This is a genomic window from Catenovulum adriaticum (genome assembly GCF_026725475.1).
GTDB lineage: Bacteria > Pseudomonadota > Gammaproteobacteria > Enterobacterales > Alteromonadaceae > Catenovulum > Catenovulum adriaticum.
In genome coordinates this window covers 521,831-540,220 of sequence record NZ_CP109965.1, presented here as the reverse complement: position 1 = coordinate 540,220, position 18,390 = coordinate 521,831, and the positions used below count along the sequence as shown (strand labels likewise).

The 18,390-nt window shown below is 37.3% G+C and carries 15 protein-coding genes; 3 read left to right on the top strand and 12 right to left on the bottom strand.

The window, feature by feature from the left end:
- Window positions 1–40: 40 nt before the first annotated feature.
- Both OLW01_RS02370 and OLW01_RS02365 read right to left on the bottom strand, forming a co-directional pair.
- Window positions 41–901 carry a patatin-like phospholipase family protein gene (locus tag OLW01_RS02370; protein WP_428980171.1) on the bottom strand — a complete coding sequence of 287 codons (861 nt, stop codon included), beginning with the start codon at window positions 899–901 and terminating at the stop codon, window positions 41–43.
- A complete protein-coding gene (locus OLW01_RS02365) occupies window positions 894–1,688 on the bottom strand; it encodes an ElyC/SanA/YdcF family protein (protein WP_268075028.1) in 795 nt (264 codons plus the stop codon). Before OLW01_RS02365 ends, OLW01_RS02370 begins: the two co-directional genes overlap by 8 nt.
- A 56-nt stretch (window positions 1,689–1,744) precedes the next feature.
- Here OLW01_RS02365 and OLW01_RS02360 point away from each other — a divergent pair, with 56 nt between their 5' ends.
- Complete coding sequence (locus tag OLW01_RS02360) at window positions 1,745–2,503, top strand: S1 family peptidase (RefSeq protein ID WP_268075027.1); 759 nt, start codon at window positions 1,745–1,747, stop codon at window positions 2,501–2,503.
- Window positions 2,504–2,526: 23 nt separating this feature from the next.
- Here OLW01_RS02360 and OLW01_RS02355 read toward each other — a convergent pair whose 3' ends face one another.
- From OLW01_RS02355 to OLW01_RS02340, 4 genes are read right to left on the bottom strand one after another with little or no spacing between them, the layout of a single operon-like run.
- Window positions 2,527–3,624: a nucleotidyltransferase family protein gene (locus tag OLW01_RS02355; protein ID WP_268075026.1), complete on the bottom strand. Its 1,098-nt coding sequence runs from the start codon at window positions 3,622–3,624 to the stop codon at window positions 2,527–2,529.
- Window positions 3,625–3,626: 2 nt separating this feature from the next.
- On the bottom strand, window positions 3,627–4,484 hold the full coding sequence (locus OLW01_RS02350) for an HprK-related kinase A (protein ID WP_268075025.1): 858 nt from the start codon (window positions 4,482–4,484) through the stop codon (window positions 3,627–3,629).
- 23 nt (window positions 4,485–4,507) lie between these two features.
- Window positions 4,508–4,762 carry a hypothetical protein gene (locus tag OLW01_RS02345; RefSeq protein WP_268075024.1) on the bottom strand — a complete coding sequence of 85 codons (255 nt, stop codon included), beginning with the start codon at window positions 4,760–4,762 and terminating at the stop codon, window positions 4,508–4,510.
- A 30-nt stretch (window positions 4,763–4,792) separates the two neighbouring features.
- A complete protein-coding gene (locus tag OLW01_RS02340) occupies window positions 4,793–5,506 on the bottom strand; it encodes a hypothetical protein (protein WP_268075023.1) in 714 nt (237 codons plus the stop codon).
- 260 nt (window positions 5,507–5,766) lie between these two features.
- Between OLW01_RS02340 and prsK the strand changes: the two genes are divergently transcribed.
- Window positions 5,767–7,848 (top strand): XrtA/PEP-CTERM system histidine kinase PrsK, encoded by a 2,082-nt coding sequence (gene prsK / locus OLW01_RS02335; protein WP_268075022.1) that lies wholly within the window; start codon window positions 5,767–5,769, stop codon window positions 7,846–7,848.
- Window positions 7,848–9,212, top strand: coding sequence for a PEP-CTERM-box response regulator transcription factor (gene prsR / locus OLW01_RS02330; protein WP_268075021.1), 1,365 nt, complete (start codon window positions 7,848–7,850; stop codon window positions 9,210–9,212). The genes prsK and prsR overlap by 1 nt, the downstream gene beginning before the upstream one ends.
- Before the next feature lie 28 nt (window positions 9,213–9,240).
- Here prsR and cysC read toward each other — a convergent pair whose 3' ends face one another.
- The 6 genes from cysC to OLW01_RS02300 all read right to left on the bottom strand — a co-directional run bounded on the left by cysC (window position 9,241) and on the right by OLW01_RS02300 (window position 18,356).
- The gene (cysC, locus tag OLW01_RS02325; RefSeq protein ID WP_268075020.1) at window positions 9,241–9,837 is read right to left on the bottom strand and encodes an adenylyl-sulfate kinase; all 597 of its coding nucleotides are present in this window, start codon (window positions 9,835–9,837) and stop codon (window positions 9,241–9,243) included.
- A gap of 11 nt (window positions 9,838–9,848) precedes the next feature.
- The gene (locus OLW01_RS02320) at window positions 9,849–11,573 is read right to left on the bottom strand and encodes an SLC13 family permease (protein WP_268075019.1); all 1,725 of its coding nucleotides are present in this window, start codon (window positions 11,571–11,573) and stop codon (window positions 9,849–9,851) included.
- 32 nt (window positions 11,574–11,605) lie between these two features.
- Window positions 11,606–13,024 carry a sulfate adenylyltransferase subunit CysN gene (gene cysN / locus OLW01_RS02315; protein ID WP_268075018.1) on the bottom strand — a complete coding sequence of 473 codons (1,419 nt, stop codon included), beginning with the start codon at window positions 13,022–13,024 and terminating at the stop codon, window positions 11,606–11,608.
- An 11-nt stretch (window positions 13,025–13,035) separates the two neighbouring features.
- Window positions 13,036–14,010: a DHH family phosphoesterase gene (locus tag OLW01_RS02310; protein WP_268075017.1), complete on the bottom strand. Its 975-nt coding sequence runs from the start codon at window positions 14,008–14,010 to the stop codon at window positions 13,036–13,038.
- Window positions 14,011–14,048: 38 nt separating this feature from the next.
- On the bottom strand, window positions 14,049–14,957 hold the full coding sequence (gene cysD, locus OLW01_RS02305; protein ID WP_268075016.1) for a sulfate adenylyltransferase subunit CysD: 909 nt from the start codon (window positions 14,955–14,957) through the stop codon (window positions 14,049–14,051).
- Between the two features lie 108 nt (window positions 14,958–15,065).
- Window positions 15,066–18,356, bottom strand: coding sequence for a PAS domain S-box protein (locus OLW01_RS02300; RefSeq protein ID WP_268075015.1), 3,291 nt, complete (start codon window positions 18,354–18,356; stop codon window positions 15,066–15,068).
- Window positions 18,357–18,390: the final 34 nt, after the last annotated feature.

The window sequence follows — 18,390 nt, the reverse complement described above, 5'->3', positions numbered from 1 at the left end:
TAGTCGATTTACTGCCCGTAAAGCTAGATAAAAAGTATAGCTAGGAATTAATAGGGATTATAATTTTTTTAGGAATAATTGACATAGCCGTTAAATAACCCACTTTATACAAAGCATTTTTTTGCGTTTCAGTTAAAGCAAAGTCAACTGGTGATATATCGCCTGTATCAATCACTATCGTGCTATGCCAATGTTCCGCTTGAACATATTCTCTTGATACAGCGGTCATAAAAGTCTTAACAAGCATAAGTACATAGTTTTTTAGTGGAAACATGGAGTACTTTTGCTGTTTTAAACTTTGAGGCTTACTTTTAAGTCTAAAGCAAACCGTAGGCGTACCATCTCCGGCCCAATCGTTAAACAAAGCATCTTCAGCTAAAATGGCACCATCTGTTAAAATATGATCCTGATATTTTTGAAAGCTAAACACGAGTGGTATCGACATCGAAAAACGTACAGCTTTAGATACTTTAAGCTTGGGTGATACTTTTTTATTAAAAATAACCGGCCCGCCCCCATTCACATCAGTCGCTAAAATATTTAAATCATGAGGTAAATCAGAAAATGTTTTGCCGTTAAGTTGCTTATCCATCCAGTGTTCGAAACTATCGCCTGAACTTAATCCTCCATCTTTTATCAAACGAATTAAACTATAGCCTTTAAACTGTTTAAAGTTGGTGTTTAATGCGAGCTGCTTAATGGCCTCAATACTCATTCCTGAGCAGTATAAAGCTGAAATAATACTGCCTCCAGAGACACCAACAATACTGCTAAATTCAATTTTTAATTCATGAAGTGCTTTTAAGATACCAATATAGGCAGGTAGGCGAGTACCTCCACCAGAAAAAACGGGCACTATTTTCATTGTGCTTTTGTTTATTGGTGGTTTTTTTTCAGTCATTAGGTTCAAACTCTGATTTAACATTAACCCAAATATTGCCTAAATATTCATAAATTGCTCTTTGCGTCATTTGTAAAGCGTCAGGATCAGGTATTAATAAACGCCAGCTCCAAGGACCACCTTTATGAGTTAAATACTCAATTGGAACTGGGGTTACTTTTACATTATGGGCATCAAATAATTTCATAGCTCGATAAAAATGGCTTGCCGAACTAACAACTAAAGTTTGCTTATGTCTTAGTACTGGTTTTAGCACCAGAACTTCCTCTTCGGTATCTTTACTCCCTTCAATTGCGGTAATTCTATGCCTATCAACACCTAGGCTCATTAAAATTTTAGCAGAATATTCAGGGTGGCTCATTTTGTGTTCGTCATCACTCTGCCACCCAGTTAAATATAACTGAGCTGAGGGGTAAACACGCGACAATCTAAGCGCTTCAATTAAACGATATAAAGAACATGGGTGAACATTGGCAATATCTGGTAGTTGCTTGTCTGAACTATGATAGCAACCTAGCACCACAATATTATCTACTTTTTTTAGTTCATCTTGATATTTAGGATAGGCTGTTTCTATCGGTCTCAACAAATAAAATGCGGTAATTGGCGAACTTGCAAGAATAAGCAAACCTACACCACTGAAAATAAATATTTTTACATATTTACGATATTGAAACTGAGCAGTTTTTAATAATAAAACACTGCCCGCGATTAGCAGTAACACAGACACTGGCAAAGGCGAGATCAACACCCCCAGTATTTTTTTTACGGAAAATAAAAATTCCATTTATGCAGTCTTTTCCATTACCATGTAAAAAGTTAAATCATTGTAAGGAAAGGCCCATGATAAAACTAGCCTTTGTTGTTTTTTTCTATTTAGTTTCATTTTCAGCTCTGGCCAATTTGGTCGACACTATAAAAAGTGTAAAGTCAGCCGTCGTTGGGATTGGCACTTATAAACCTTTAGGTAGCCCGAGAGCTCAATTAAAAGGCACCGGATTCTTTATCCGTGATCATTTAATTGTAACAAATTATCATTTAATCAGTGATGATTTAAATATACAAGAAAATGAAAAACGGGTTATATTTGTCGGCGAAGGTAACCGCCCTAAATTAATCGATTTTAGCGTGTTAACTTACGATGCCGCTCATGATCTTGCATTATTAAAAATAAGTACTTCCAATAACCTTAATATTACGCCGCTAAAATTAGCTAGAGGTTCACAACCCGCTGGTACTGAAATTGCTTTTACCGGCTTTCCAATTGGCGCTGTATTAGGTCTGTACCCTGTTACACACAGAGGAATAATTTCAGCTGTCACCCCTGTTGTAACACCCGCTGCAAATGCTAATCAGCTTAGTATTTCAGCACTAAAACGCCTGAAAAAACCGTTTCTGACTTACCAGCTAGATGCTACAGCTTACCCAGGCAATAGTGGAAGTCCAGTATACGACCAAAAGACAGGTAAGGTTCTAGCTGTTATAAATAAAGTGTTTATAAAATCGAGTAAAGAATCAGCTCTAACTGATCCCAGCGGAATTACTTACGCAATACCAGCCGAACATTTACAAAATTTATTAAAAAAGCACAGTCAGCTATAGTTAACCGTGCTATACAGCTGCGTTTATGGCAAGTGTTGGCCTTCTATCGACTTACCTTTATCCAAGCTGTCTTTTATTTTCATGTAGGATTTTTTGAATAAATGAGGCACCAATAAATGCAATGGCATACGATTTAAATGACCTCTCCAATACAGTAAAAATTTAGCAATAAAAGTCTTGTAGTTGCGACAGTCATGAGTGTCAGGTTTCAGCACATTAAAAAAAGCAAAATCCCACAACCATAAATGGCTGGTAGACGTGGATTTAAAATTTTCTAGCGCTTTTTTGGCTGACGGATTTTCCATAATGCCCGCTACATACCTAAGTGCTAAATAGACATAAGATTCAACGCCCAGTTCCAAACTGCGTTGATAAAGCTCAGTTGTAAAGTCTGTATTTTTATTAGAAAACTCAGTCGCTAAACTGTCCAAATCAACTATATCTCGCAGTCCATTATGAAATTCACTTTCAGTCATTAAATGAACGGCACAGTGAATAAACATATCAAGGTACGTGAGCGTTGTTACAGATCCAATATTTTCGATCTCTACTGTCTGATACTGAAATTGCTCAGCGTTAAAATGATGCTTATTTGTCTTTGGTAAAATATTATGGTGGACATCCAACACTGTTGCTCTGTCTTTATGAAACAAAGGTGGGATTTCATGCATCCATTCACGATAATATTTATCATCGTAGTCATCTATTTCAGTTCTAAGCCAGCCCGCTATACGCAACCTCAATTCCATCGCACCTAAGGTTTTACGCTCAACCAGTATGTCTATATCTGAAAAGCTTCTTCCTTGAGCATTAGCTAAATCATGCGCTATGTACGCAGCACCTTTTAACAATTTATAACCTGACGAAAATGGCTTAAACGTTTCGTTAAGTATTTTAAATTCGTACTTTACTTGACGTTGCTGCATTCGTGCTTTTTTGTCGTAGGCGTCAAAATGCCATTGTAATGAGTTTGGAATGGGAAGGTCACTCGCTTTCAACAAATAACTCAGACGACCAAATAAATTTGATTTCTTGGCTTGTAGCATTAGTGTTTGCCATTCTTCAGCACTAAAGTTATTTACTGATTTTGGTGATTTTAGTGTTTTGATTAAAATACACATAATTAATCAACTAACCCTCTTAATACAGTATTAGCTTGCTCAAAATCGCTATATTCTAATGTGTAGGTAGGCGAGTTTCTTAAATAATGGCTAATCAAAACAAAAGCTTCCTCACCTAATATATGGTAGTTAAAGCCTTGTTCGATAATTTGTTTAAAAGCATACTCGACAGAGCAAGGTTTAAGCTTTGTAGAACTGCCCTCTACATATTTAGGAAAAATAAAATGAGACGGCGCAGCAGGAATTTTAGATTGCTCAACACTGGCTTTAGGTGGTTTAAGCAAAGCAACTGTTCCTTTGTGGGTGTCTTTCACTACTTGGCTAAATATGCTTTCAGGTAAAAAATTTTTAATAACTTCAATTGATTGATTTTTTAAATTTATCGGCCTTGCCAGGGGGTAAACGAGCTTATCCTTTAACGAAAAAAGAGCGAGTTCATCTGAAAAAAGACGCCAGCCTCTATAAACAAGAGAGGCTGTAAGTGTGCTTTTTCCTGCCCCTGAATGGGCTGGTAATACGATGACACAGCCATTTCGTTCAACAGCCCCTGCGTGTAAGATAAAGTACTGATGAGCGTTAGACGCAATGCACCAATTCATACCCCATTCAAGCATCGGAAAAGCATGATCTAAAGGTAAAGGTTTAAATGGATAATGCTCATCGACAACAAAATTAACTTGGGGTTTTATCCAACGCCTGAAATTATTTGGTTTGCTAATATCGATGTTAAAATCAATAAAATCATTAGTGGTTACAGGTGTAAAATCTTGATATAAAAGCTCTAGTTCGTTTTTTACACTTTTAATGGATGAGTTTATTTTAAACTTAAAAGGACCTAATACAAGAGAACTAGAATACAAACGAAAAAATCCTTTCAATCAAATTAAATTGCTTTAATCATACCGAGCTTAATCGCTGATGCCAACTGTTGCTCTAAAATGTAATCATCATCTGTAACTGGCTGTCGCAAACGAAATGGCGTAAAGGGGCTGTGCGGTTTTTTATTTAATAAATCAGACAGAGGAGGAGAAACAAAGTGTGTTTCTCCGGTAAAGCTATCAAAGACAGCACTAAGTTCGCCTATAGGTTCAAGTGCATAATGTTGCATTAAGCAATAACAAACATTTGATTCGCTCACTCTTTTCACCTATTGCTAAACAAGGCTTGACTATGGATGATTATGATATCCAGATAAAGTCGATTCGTTCGTTTGTAAAATAGCAGATAAAGTCAGTGGATAATAAAACCAATCTCCGACTGTACTACAAATAGCAGATTCAGGATTATTTGTTGTTTCATCTAGCATAATAGCCCAAACCGTGGCGTTTAACGCGGCGGTAATACGCTGGCGCCATTCACCTTTGAATTTATTTGAATTACTTAATACATACTGGGCTGTTAACCCCAGCGTATGAGCAACCCACTGAGCTTTGCTCCAAGAACCTGAACCACTTGGAAGTTTATTATTTTTATAAATCGCTTTCGCTTCTGCTTTTGAATCGAGCCTTGATAAAGGCAAACCAATCAAATAAGCATTATTAAAAAATAACTCTTCCAACGTCATATTCGGTAACGTCACGCCATTACCATAATAGGTGCCAATGAAGTTTGACACAACGACAGCATCGCCACCGCCGTTACCACCCCAAGCACCTTGACTATAACCATAAATTTGGTCACACGTTTGAAAGTTATCTTGCACTGAAGCGTTATTTGACAAATTACCAGAGCAATTACAATTTGTAGCCCAGGCAGATTTACTACTTACAGTTGTAATCAAGGCTGCGCCTAACGCACCTTTCTTTATAAAGTTACGGCGACCACTAGCGTTAGCTTGTTCAGAGTTTATCTCTGCTTTCTGTTCAACAGGTTTATTAGACATCGTTCCGCTTCCTTTTTTAGCTTTTGAGCAGACAAATAAATTTCAGTTTTGATTTAGCTCATTTTTAATAAAAGAACAAATGCAAATAACATACCAACACCAAAAAGCTCATGAAAAATATAACTTTTTGGTAATTAAAAAATTATTAATTAGATGCACTGTAAAAAAAACAGACACTGATTTTTTTCGAAAATATATGTATAAGTTATAGCCTATTTTAGTTAGTATTTATATTACCACCAACTAAAAACAATGACAAAATGGAAATTTTCTCTTGGCTGGGTTATGCATGTGCATTATTCTCGTACCTTGCACTTTTAATGCTGATGTCTATTGCCAACACGGGTAACCAAAAAAGCAAACTCACTCATAAAAGTCTAATCTTATTCACGTTATCTGGTGTTCATTGGTCCATCGCTTACCTTACCACCAACTTAAGTTTTAGCTCAAATTGGTGGTTAAACTGGGCTGAAAGTCTTCGTATTATTTCCATTGGTTTATTATTGATTAGCCTGTTAAATCGTAAAACAACCAGCTATCTTTCTTTGATAAAAAAACCAAGTTGCATCATTATATTTTCAACTGCCGTTATCTTTCCCATATTAGCTGCTTATCAGTTAGTGAGTTCTGCCTGGTTTTATATAGGCTATCTTGCGATGACAGTAGCCCTACTCATTTTACTTGAAATTCTATTTCGCCAAGCCAAAGCTGCTTTATGGGGGCTCAAGCCTATCATTTTAGCTTTTGGTGCGTTATTAATTTACGACTTTATTGTTTTCTCTGATGCTAGTTTGATTGCCCATGTTGATAAAGATATGTGGCTAGCTCGTGGGTATTTACATGCCTTTTTAGCCCCTTTGTTACTTTGGTCAATTAAACGAAGTAAAACTTTAGGTATTCAAGTATATATATCAAGAGAAATGGTTTTTCAAAGTAGTCTATTGTTATCTTCTGGTGTTTATTTATGTTTAATGGCAATAACAGGCTACTATATTAAAAGCATTGAATCTCAATGGTCTAGTATGATCCAAGTGATTTTTATTGTATTGGCCTTTGTGGTTTTATTTGCCTTATTTATTTCTGAGGGTTTAAAACGCAATATTCGTGTATTTCTAGAAAAAAACTTTTTTGCTAACCGATTTGATTATCGTGTTCAATGGCTAAACCTAACCAACCAACTCAATACACCTTTAAATAGTACCCAAAATTTTTATGATCGCAGTTTGGATGTTCTTATTAATTCAATTCAATATGATCAGGGCGCACTTTATAAGTTAAATAATCAACAACTCGAGTGTGTTGCGACAAAAAATATTGTTAGCCATTGCCATAGTCGAGCTAACAAGCCAATTTTACTAAAACCCGTTCTGGACTATATCAAACAAAAACATTGGGTAATTGATTTAAAAGATTATCAGCAACACCCGGCTAAATATCCTCAATTAGTCATAGATAAAACGCTGATTAGTGAATGTCCTTTTCACGTTATTGTGCCCATTTATCAACAGGAAAAGCTATGGGGCTTAGTGTGCTTAAATAACTCGGCTGGCGATTTATTACACTTTAATTGGGAAATAAGAGATTATATGACGGTCGTAACCAATCAGGTTGGTCACTATATTTTTCAACATGAGGCTAATCAGGTGGTTACCGAAAATGCCCAATTTGCCGCTTTTAGTCGAATGTCAGCATTTGTCATTCACGATTTAAAAAATGTACTTGCTCAAATTAACATGATATTAAGTAATGCTCAAAAGCATAAGCATAACCCAGAGTTTATTGACGATACTTTTGAAACTTTAGGTTATACCAAGCAGCGAATGGAAAAAATGCTCGCTCAATTAATGAATAAAACTAATGATGAGCAGCAAATTAAAAATACCGTAGAAATCACTCAACTGTTGTCTCAATTAATTAATGAGCGTTGCTCAAATCTGCAACCTGAACCTAAAATAATAACCGAGCAAACAGCAGAACTTGCACTAGATACTGAAAAATTCTCTAATGTATTGTATCATTTAATAGACAATGCTCAGCACGCGACGGATGATTCAGGAAAAGTAGAAATCAGCATAGAAACAGAGCCGGAAGTTGTCCGCATCATAATCAAAGATACTGGTTGCGGTATGTCTACTGAATTTATTCGTAACAAATTATTCAAACCATTTGAGACAACCAAAGGGAATGCTGGAATGGGTATTGGCGCACATGACGCTAAGCTTTATATCGAACAATTAGGCGGCGTTATCAGCGTAAATTCAGTCGAGTCAAAAGGCTCTGAATTTATTATTGAGCTACCAAATATGCCAACGACAGGCGAAATACAGCAAGGACTTTATTAATGGCAAAGCTACTCGTAGTAGATGATGACAAAGGCATTCAAAAACAATTAAAATGGGGGCTGTCAGACTATGACATTGTATTTGCAGACGACAGACCCAGCGCCATTGCGCAGCTCAGACGCTTTGAACCTGAAGTAATTACATTAGACTTAGGTTTGCCCCCCGACCCTGCCAACGCCTCTGAAGGTTTAGCAGCACTAACCGAAATTTTATCTCTGGCTCCCAATACTAAAGTCATTGTCATTACGGGCAATACAGACAAAGAACATGCACTAAAATCAATTGAGTTAGGGGCTTATGATTTTTACCAAAAACCGATTGATGTTGAAACCCTTAATACCATAATTCAACGCGCCTTTAATCTAGTTGGGCTTGAACAAGAAAACCGAAGATTAGCCAAAGTCAATCCAGCGTTGGGCGCGATTATTGGTAATAGTGAAACTATATTGGCTGCAACTAAAAGAGCTGAAAAAATAGCTAAAACAGAAATCACCACCCTTTTACTAGGTGAGAGCGGTACGGGTAAAGAAGTATTTGCCCGCTCAATTCATAATCACAGCGACAGAGCGGATAAAGCTTTTGTGGCGATAAACTGTGCTTCTATTCCTGAAAATTTACTTGAAAGTGAATTATTTGGTTATGAAAAAGGCGCTTTTACTGGCGCCTCTAAAACAACCAAAGGTAAAATAGAAACCGCACAAGGTGGTACTTTATTTTTAGATGAAATTGGCGATATGCCGCTACCACTGCAAGCAAAAATGCTCCGTTTTTTACAAGAACGTGTAATTGAACGGGTAGGTGGACGACAAGAAATCCCCGTTGATATCAGAGTAATTTGTGCAACTCACCGTAACCTACAACAAATGTCAATTGAGCAAACTTTCCGGGAAGATTTGTTTTACCGAGTCAGTGAGTTAATAATTAATATCCCACCATTAAGAGAGCGCGGGAACGATGTGTTATTACTCGCTCAATCGTTTTTAACCAGTTATAACCAGCAATTTAATAAATCGATACGTGGATTCAGCGATGATGCAAAACAAGCTATGTTAACTCACAAATGGTCTGGTAATATTAGAGAGTTGCAAAATAAATTAAAATCATCGGTGGTCATGGCCGATACCGCTTTTATTACTAGCGATGACTTAGGGTTAATGTGCGAGTCTAACGATAAAAGCAATGACTTAGGTTCACTTAATTTACGAGAAGTCAGAGAAAAAGCTGAATCAAATGCCATTAGACAAGCTTACAACTTAGCAGAGAAAAACATGTCAAAAACGGCGGAGTTACTTGGCGTAACTCGACCCACTTTGTACGCTATGATTGATAAATATCAATTAGATGACATTAAACCTGCAACTTAGGTTGCAGGTTTTTTGTTTGAGTTAATTATTAAATATAGTTATTTTGTTTCAAATAATCTAAAACAAAGTCAGCGCATTCTTCAATATTTAACTCAGCCGTTTTGACGACTATTTCAGGATTTTCTGGTGCTTCATAAGGTGAATCAATCCCAGTAAAGTGTTTAATTTCACCCTGACGTGCCTTTTTATATAAACCTTTAGGATCTCGCTGTTCACACACTTCAATAGGTGTATCAATAAACACCTCGATAAATTCAGCATCGCCCACCAACTCTCTCACCATAGCTCGGTCAGCTCGAAAAGGTGAAATAAAAGCAGTTAATACAATTAAGCCTGAATCAATAAATAATTTACTAATTTCACCAATTCGTCGAATATTTTCTATTCTGTCTTCATCAGTAAAGGTTAAGTCTTTATTAATTCCGTGCCTAACATTATCACCATCCAATAAATAAGAGTGGCTGCCAGCTTCAAACAATTTGCTTTCTACCGCATTTGCCACCGTTGATTTACCCGAACCACTTAAGCCGGTAAACCATAAAATACAAGGACGTTGATTTTTTTGTTCTGCTCTTTGTTTTTGGCTCACATGAGTTGGATGCCAAACAATGTTTTCATCTTTCATTTGTTACAACCTTAAAAAGGAAAAAAGTAAGGTACCAATACAGCCGTCACTACTACATAAACAATAGAAACCGGTAAACCATAACGGATAAAGTCGATAAATCGATACCCGCCTGTATTAAATACTAATAAATTAGTTTGGTAGCCATAAGGACTTAAAAAACTCGCACTGGCACCAAAAGCGACAGCCATGACAAAACTAATCGCTGATACATCAAAACTATGGGCCAAGCTCATTGATAGCGGAAACATAAGAGCCGCGGCTGCATTGTTAGTGACTAATTCAGTCAGTACTAACGTCGCGATTAGAATACCAATAAATGCTACCCAAACAGATTGCTGACTAAATAGCTGATGTAATAAATGTGCGACACTGTCACTTAACCCTGACTGGGTCATGGCTTCAGCTAATGTTAAAGCCGCTGTAATAATTAACCATAGATCAAATGGAAACAAACGCTTAAGCTCTGAAGTTTTAATCACTTTAGTGCCAATGCAAACCGCAATAAAATAAAGCAATCCAGTTAATAAACTGGTCACGCCAGCAATAGCTAACCCCATTATTAATCCAAATCCGCTTAGCACAATTAGGTTTTTAATTGTGGATAAGGGCTGTTCCACAATCATATCTGAAATAATAAAAAAGTGTTTATCCAAATTTTTTCGGCTTTTAAAGTCTCGGCCCGCCGCTAATAGCAAGTTATCGCCTTCTTTAAGTTGCATTTCACCGAGTTTACCTGGCACCTGCAAACCATTACGTTTAAGCCCAACCACTGCGGCATCAAATAAAGCTCTAAAGCCTGCTGATTTTAACGTTTTTCCAATCAACCCCGAATGGCTAGCAACCACAACCTCAATTAAATTGTCGCTCATTAGCCCCGTATGTTCTGCAAATAATCTGACACCGGGTAACGTTTGAAGCTCTTCAATATGGCTAATTTCACCACTAAACACAAGTCTGTCATCTGGCTCAATAATATGGCTGGGTCTTACAGGACTAATCGATTGACCACGGCGGATAATCTCAACTAAAAAGAAACTATTTAAGCTTCTTAGCTGATTGTCACTAACGCTCTTGCCGACTAAAGGCGATTCTGGCTTAATTTTAACGTCGACAAAATACTGTTTTTCATCTTGCTCAATTTGAATGTCTGGTAAGCGACCTCGGTTTAGCAATAAAACTAATAACCCCGAAGCTAAAAGCGCAATACCGACTGGAAAAAACTCAAAAAAACCTAAAGATGGGTTGCCTGCATCCATCCAGAAACTATTCACAACCATATTGGTTGATGTTCCCACTAATGTGGTTGTGCCGCCCAAAATCGCTGCATAGCTTAATGGTAATAATAATTTAGATGCCGCTATTTTGTTTTGTTTTTTAATAGGTCGAATCAAGGCTGCAACGACTGCAGTATTATTTAAAAATGACGAAGCCAATGCCGAAAAGCCAGTCAACTTAATTAAAGATTTTGATTCGTTTGATTCTAAGGCATTACGGGCAAATAGTTTTAATAAAGAGGTACGTTCAAGGGCCCTTGATGCCAACATTAATGCAATAAGCGTGATAACCCCAGGATTAATCGCTTTATTTAAAGCAGTATCAATTTCAATTAATTGACTGGCAATTAATGCTAATAAAGTGCCGCTAAAGATATGAGACGCGCGCCAGCGAGAAAACACCAGCGCGCCAATTGTCACGACAAAAATGGCTGCAACAGCAGCCTGTTGTATCGACATGAATACGCTAAACCTATTTTATTTAGCTGAATTTATTTTTTCATTAAATCACTTAAGTTAAGCGCCTGCCAATGCGGAAAATGCTTACGAACTAATTGATTTAATTCAATTTCAAATTCAGAAAATTGTTGATTAGACGTATTGCTTTGAGTTGCTTCAACCACCATACCCGCACCTACGGTTACATTGGTAAAACGATCAATCACAATAAAACTACCCAAGCCTGGGTTTGCGTCATAGCGCTCAATAACGACAGGTGCGTTTAATTGAACGTCACACACTGCAATTTCGTTTAAGGCAAGGCCTTGAGCGTCTTCATGTGCCATGGTATTAACATTAATGCGATAATCGACTTTAGAAACCTGACCACTCGTGGTTTTAGTTCCTAATTTAAAGTCATAAAGCTTACCAGGCTGCATGGCGTCTTCATCCATCCAAACCATATGAGCTCGAACCGCTTGAGTCACCGCGGGGACATTGTCGCTTGCGACTATCACATCACCACGACTAATATCAATTTCATCTTCTAATGTCAGGGTAATTGACATATTAGCAAATGCTTCTTCAATTTCTCCGTCAAAGGTGTCAATTGATTTAACTTTTGAAGTTTTGCCTGATGGCATTGCGGTAATTGCATCGCCTTTGCGAACCACACCTGACGCTATCGTGCCAGCAAAACCACGATAGTTTAAGTTAGGGCGATTAACGTATTGGACTGGCATACGGAAATCAGATAGATTGCGATCGGCAACAATCTGCACACTTTCTAATAATTCCATTAAGGTTTCGCCGCCAAACCAAGGTGTTTTTTCGCTTTTAGAAACGACATTATCACCTTTTAATGCTGACATGGGTACAAAACGAATATCTGGAATATTAAGCTCTTGCGCAAAGCTTAAATAATCATCTCTAATTTCGTTATAAACATCTTCGCTAAAGTCCATTAAATCCATCTTGTTGATTGCAACAATGACGTGTTTAATACCTAATAATGAAACAATAAAGCTATGACGTTTAGTTTGGGTTTTAACCCCTTCACGTGCATCAACTAAAATAATCGCTAAATCACAAGTTGAAGCACCTGTTGCCATATTGCGAGTGTATTGCTCATGGCCCGGCGTATCCGCGATAATAAATTTACGCTTCGCCGTTGAAAAATAACGATAAGCCACGTCAATGGTAATCCCTTGCTCACGCTCAGATTGTAACCCATCAACTAATAAAGCTAAATCGACCTCATCACCTGTCGTACCTGACTTTTTGCTGTCTTGTGTAATAGCAGCAAGTTGATCTTCATAGATCATTTTAGAGTCATGTAACAAACGGCCAATTAGAGTGCTTTTACCATCATCTACGCTACCACAAGTTAAAAAGCGCAATAATTCTTTATTTTCGTGCTCTTTGAGATACGCCAGTATATCTTTTTCAATCAAGTCAGATTGATGTGACATAAGAAATCCTCTTAAACTGTAAATTGCTGATCAAATTCAGCAAAAAATCTTTGTAATTCGTTATCAGCAAGTTTATTAATACCTGCTGCTGCTTTTCGGCCACCGCCAGTTTCAAACTTCATGCATAACTCATCCGCGCCTTTTGCGTTCACTTTCGGTGCACGAACTGAGACCAAATAACCACCAGCTGCTAATTCAGTTAATACCGCATGTGCAAGTGCTGGAGATTGATTGGCTAAATCGTTGCCAAACACGCCCGAGACTCGCCTTGCCCACGCTTTATTAGGTAAACATAATATTTTACCTGCTGAGCTTTGGTGGATAACCTTGGCTTGTTCAGCTTTGGACATATCATGCGTATAGTTGCTAATTAACTGCTGATAAATTTCCGCATCTTGGGCAATCAACGTTAGCGGGTCATCAAAATTGACTAATAATTGATAAAGCTCCGCCGGATGAATATGTAAATCATCTTCTGATGCACCATACCCGTTATAATTGATTGCAATCCCTAACTGCTTTAATTGCTCAGCTTGGGTTTGGGTTAATCCAACTTGTTGAGCTAGCTCATCTGCAACATGGATTAAATTATCACCGTACGCCGCCGTAATCGCCCAATTTACAAAACGTCCCGACAGGTAATGATTAATCAGTAAACTAGTACAAGTATCTGCACTGGTATCAATCAGCGCCTTTAAATTTGCATACTCTGGAATATCACCGGCAAAATGATGATCGCAATATAATACATTTGCACCTGCGTCTAACGCTTTTATCAAGGCAGATTTGTTCTTATCCATCGAGATATCAAGCACAGTTAATTCATCACCTGCTTGTACCGATATTTTTTCAACGAGCTTAATGTCTCGTTTAACGCCTGTGATTAGTTCTGCCTGTTTTGGCTCAGCTAAGCGCAGTTGGATCAGCGCACAAATGCCATCTGCATCACCATTAAATAAATCAAACGATTTGCCTGTTGATTGCATGAAGTAAACCTTTGTCTGTATCCGTTATAAAATCGAGTTTAGAAATACCCTTCGATTTTTTTCTTCTCCATTGAGCCTGACGAATCGCTATCTATCACTCGACCTTGGCGCTCAGATGTTGTTGCTAATAGCATTTCTTGAATAATTTCAGGCAAGGTTGCTGCTTCTGAATTAACAGCTCCAGTTAATGGATAACAACCTAATGTTCTAAAACGAACCATTTCCATACTTGGTTTTTCACCTGGCTCAAGCGGCATGCGCTCATCGTCTACCATAATCTTGACGCCATCACGCTCTACCACTGGGCGTTCTTTTGAAAAATAAAGTGATGGAATATCGATGCTTTCAAGGTAGATATACTGCCAAATATCAAGTTCAGTCCAGTTAGATAGTGGGAATACGCGAATACTTTCGCCTTTATCTATTTTGCTGTTGTATATGTTCCAAAGCTCAGGTCGTTGGTTTTTAGGATCCCATCTATGATTTTTATCACGGAAAGAATAAACGCGTTCTTTAGCACGTGATTTCTCTTCGTCACGGCGTGCACCACCAAATGCGGCGTCAAATCCATATTTGTTTAACGCTTGCTTAAGTGATTGAGTTTTCATGATATCTGTATGTTTAGCACTCCCATGACTGAAAGGACCAACATTCATATCTATGCCTTCTTGGTTGATATGAACTAACAAATCAAACCCATATTCTTTTGCAATACGGTCTCGAAATTCAATCATTTCTTTGAATTTCCAAGTGGTATCAACATGAAGCAAAGGAAATGGAATTTTTGCAGGGTAAAATGCTTTACGTGCTAAATGTAATAAAACAGATGAATCTTTACCAATTGAATACAGCATAACTGGGTTATCAAACTCAGCTGCAACCTCACGGATAATATGAATTGATTCAGCTTCAAGCTGTTTTAAGTGAGTTAATCTATGTTCTAACATGGTACTCGCTTCTATAATCAGAATGTTTAAGTAATTATATGCTTAGAATAAAGGATTCTATTCATATTCCATAATCAAAATTGTTATTTGATATGTTTATTTTGTAGGTCAGACAAGATTTTCTTTCAGTGCGTCACCAATTGCTTGCTCAAGTCGGTCAAATTGAATCGGCTTCTCTAAATATTCATAAATACCGAGTGTTTTTGCACTCTCTTCATTTACGTTTTCGCTATAACCAGTACAGAGTATAACGGGCATTTTAATTTGATTTGAAAATAAAGCTTGAACTAGTTCAACCCCTGTCATCTTCGGCATAGTTTGATCTGTTATTAATAAATCATATTCAGATTGATGTGCTAACAAATGAGTTAATGCTTGCTGACTATCGGTTGTGTACTCAGCCTGATAGCCTTTAATTTTTAACTTTTGAACAATTAATTGTGCAATAGAAATCTCATCATCCACAATATAAATTTTATATTCCGCCTGAGCTGGGTTTTGTTGTGAAGCGAGTGGTTTATCTGCTAAGGCTAGTTGTTCATTGTTTGAATCATGCAACTCAAACGGCAAATAAACATCAAATTGAGTGCCTTCGCCTAAAACCGAACTCACGCTAATGTGTCCACCTAACTGATGCACAATACCATGTACAATAGACAGCCCCATGCCAGTGCCTTCTCCTAATCCTTTAGATGTAAAGTAAGGATCAAATATTTTTTTCAAGGTCTCTGGGTCAATCCCACTACCTGTATCTTGAACCGATATTTTGACAAAGGTTTGAGAGAAATATTCATGACAAGATGAGCAAGTAACTCCTTGGTTCATACTGATGTCGCTTATAATGCTAAGCTTACCTTTTGCTGGCATCGCATCTCTGGCATTAATCGCTAAATTAATTAAAAGCTGTTGAAATTGAACCGGATCAACTTGCAAATTAACGCTTGCATTATGAATTAATTCAACATCTATTGAAGAAGGTATTATCGGCCGTACAATCGATTTAGCTTCATCTAACAACTCAGTAATGGCGACCTTTTTTAGCACTTGTGTTTCTTTTCGCGAAAATACCATCATTTGCTTTATCAAATCGCGAGCTCTTTCTCCGGATTGAATAATTTGTTCTAAATAAGGCTGAACTCTATCGGTTTTATTTAACTCCAGCATATCTGAACTTAATTCAGCATACCCTAAAATAGAAGCCAATATATTATTAAAATCATGGGCAATACCACCCGTTAACTGACCAATGGCTTCCATTTTTTGCGAATGCCTTAACTGGGTCTCAAGCATGGTTTTTTCATGCTCTGCTTGCTTCATCTGAGAAATATCTGAAATCGTCCCAGATAGATATAGAAAACGACCATTTTCTTTAACGGCTTGGCCTCTGGCTCGCAACCAAATTTGTTTTTTATCCGCTCTAATCGCTCTATACTCAACATCTAACAAGTTGCCAAAAATTAAATGAGCCTGTATTGCGCTGATAAAGTTATCAAGATCATCTTGGTGAATGGCCTCTTGCCAAGTATGTTCATCTTGCGTTGAATTTATTTTGGCTTGAGCTTTGGTGTAACCCAACATTTCCCAGTAACGGCTGTTCCAGTGCAACTGATTATTAACCATATCCCAATCAAATGTCGCATCTGAAGTTCCTTCAATTACACGCCTAAACCTTTGTTCACTGGCCGTTAACTTTTTCTCAAACTCGATTTGCTCAGAAATATCTCTGAATAAGTAAACAGCCCCCACGGCTTGACCATTTTGAATAATAGGGCTAACTCGTAAATCAACAGGTAAACGCCGACCGTCTTGACAGGCTAACCAGACTTTTGTTGAACCTGATATTTGCATAATCTTTGTATTAGCTGCGTTTTCACTTGCATACACTAGTTGATGAATCGGCATACGTTTCAAGTTTTCTTCTTGATAGCCTAATAAGTTGACACAGGCTTGATTAAATAATGTAACTTTACCTGATAAATCAACACTTAAAATACCATCATGCGCACTTTGAATAATAAGGTCTCTGTATTCCTTTTCTTTTTGAATTGCTTCTTTTTGCTTTAATTTTTGCCCAGTAATATCAGAAATTAACACCAATACTGTGCGATTATCTTCATCTACCTGCGGGAAAAACTTAACGAGTAAATACTTAGGATTATTATTTGGGAATTCGTAAAAAAATTCTATTTCTTGCTCAACGTGATCGGTTCTAACTTTCAATAGACAGTCAAAATACTGAGCTTGTGCTTCAAGAGATAATTTATTTAGCAAAGAATATGGTGAGTTTTTTTCGCCGGGGAACAGATCATAAATAAATTCAAAGCCACTACTCCAAATGATCTCTTTGGCAGGTAAAGTTACCTCCAAACAAGCAACATGGGATAAGTCTTGTACGTGCAGTAATCGAGTACGATGCCGCTCAACATTAATTTGCTCATATTTTAGTTTTCCTCGGCTAACAACAATCACTAGTAACAAAGCAACTAAAACACTGATCGCAACAAAAACCAGTACTACAATACCCATTTGAATTTTGTGTAGTGATTGATTAATACTTTGGTTTGAGATGCGTAATAATACGCCTATTGACTGATTTTTATTCCAGCGCCATGCAAACATATTAGCCGAAGATTGAAAGATAGACGTTTGTGCGTCCAAGTTTTCCAATAAATCAGCTAAAACCAATTCGGAATCTAGAATTGAATTTTCAAGTGATAAAATATCAACCCCAAATTGATTATATAAACTCACATTACTTTGTGAGCTCAACCGGGCGTTTTTTAATATATTGAGCAACCTAGGCTTAGCGTCGAGTTCAATCGCTAAAATCGCTATAACCTGCCCATCATCGATAAGCGGTACCCCAAACAAAATAGGAACCACTGCATTCGTTGTTGGCGACTTATTAACGGGCTCAACAAATAAAGCAGCTGACAAGCCATCTTGAATTCTATTCAACCAATTATGATACCCTTGGGTATTAGAAATGTTATCCGCAGACTGACCTTCAGCTCCCCAAATAAACACGCCGTCAGCATCAAACAAAAATGAGTCGATATAATTTGGATCGGCTAACACCCCATTTTCAATTAAAAAAGCAAAATAATTCATTTCGGAAATACTAACGACATTGCCATCACCTGACATTTTGCTTTTCACTTGTTTTTTGGCAAATTCTAATACGAGTGGATGAGCAGACCAAATCCCCAGCTCCTGTAGCTCTTGCTGTAACAAATCTTGAATTTGAGATTCTGCAAGGCCGACTTGAGCTACCATCAATTGTTGTTTTTCTTGTTTAAAATACTCGGTTAAATGAGATTGGATTACATACGCAAAACCGAGTAAAAAACTCACTCCAATTAAAAAACAAAGAAAAAACCAGCGTCCTACTGTATTCATGAATATAATACCGATATTGTTATAGTTATTTTCA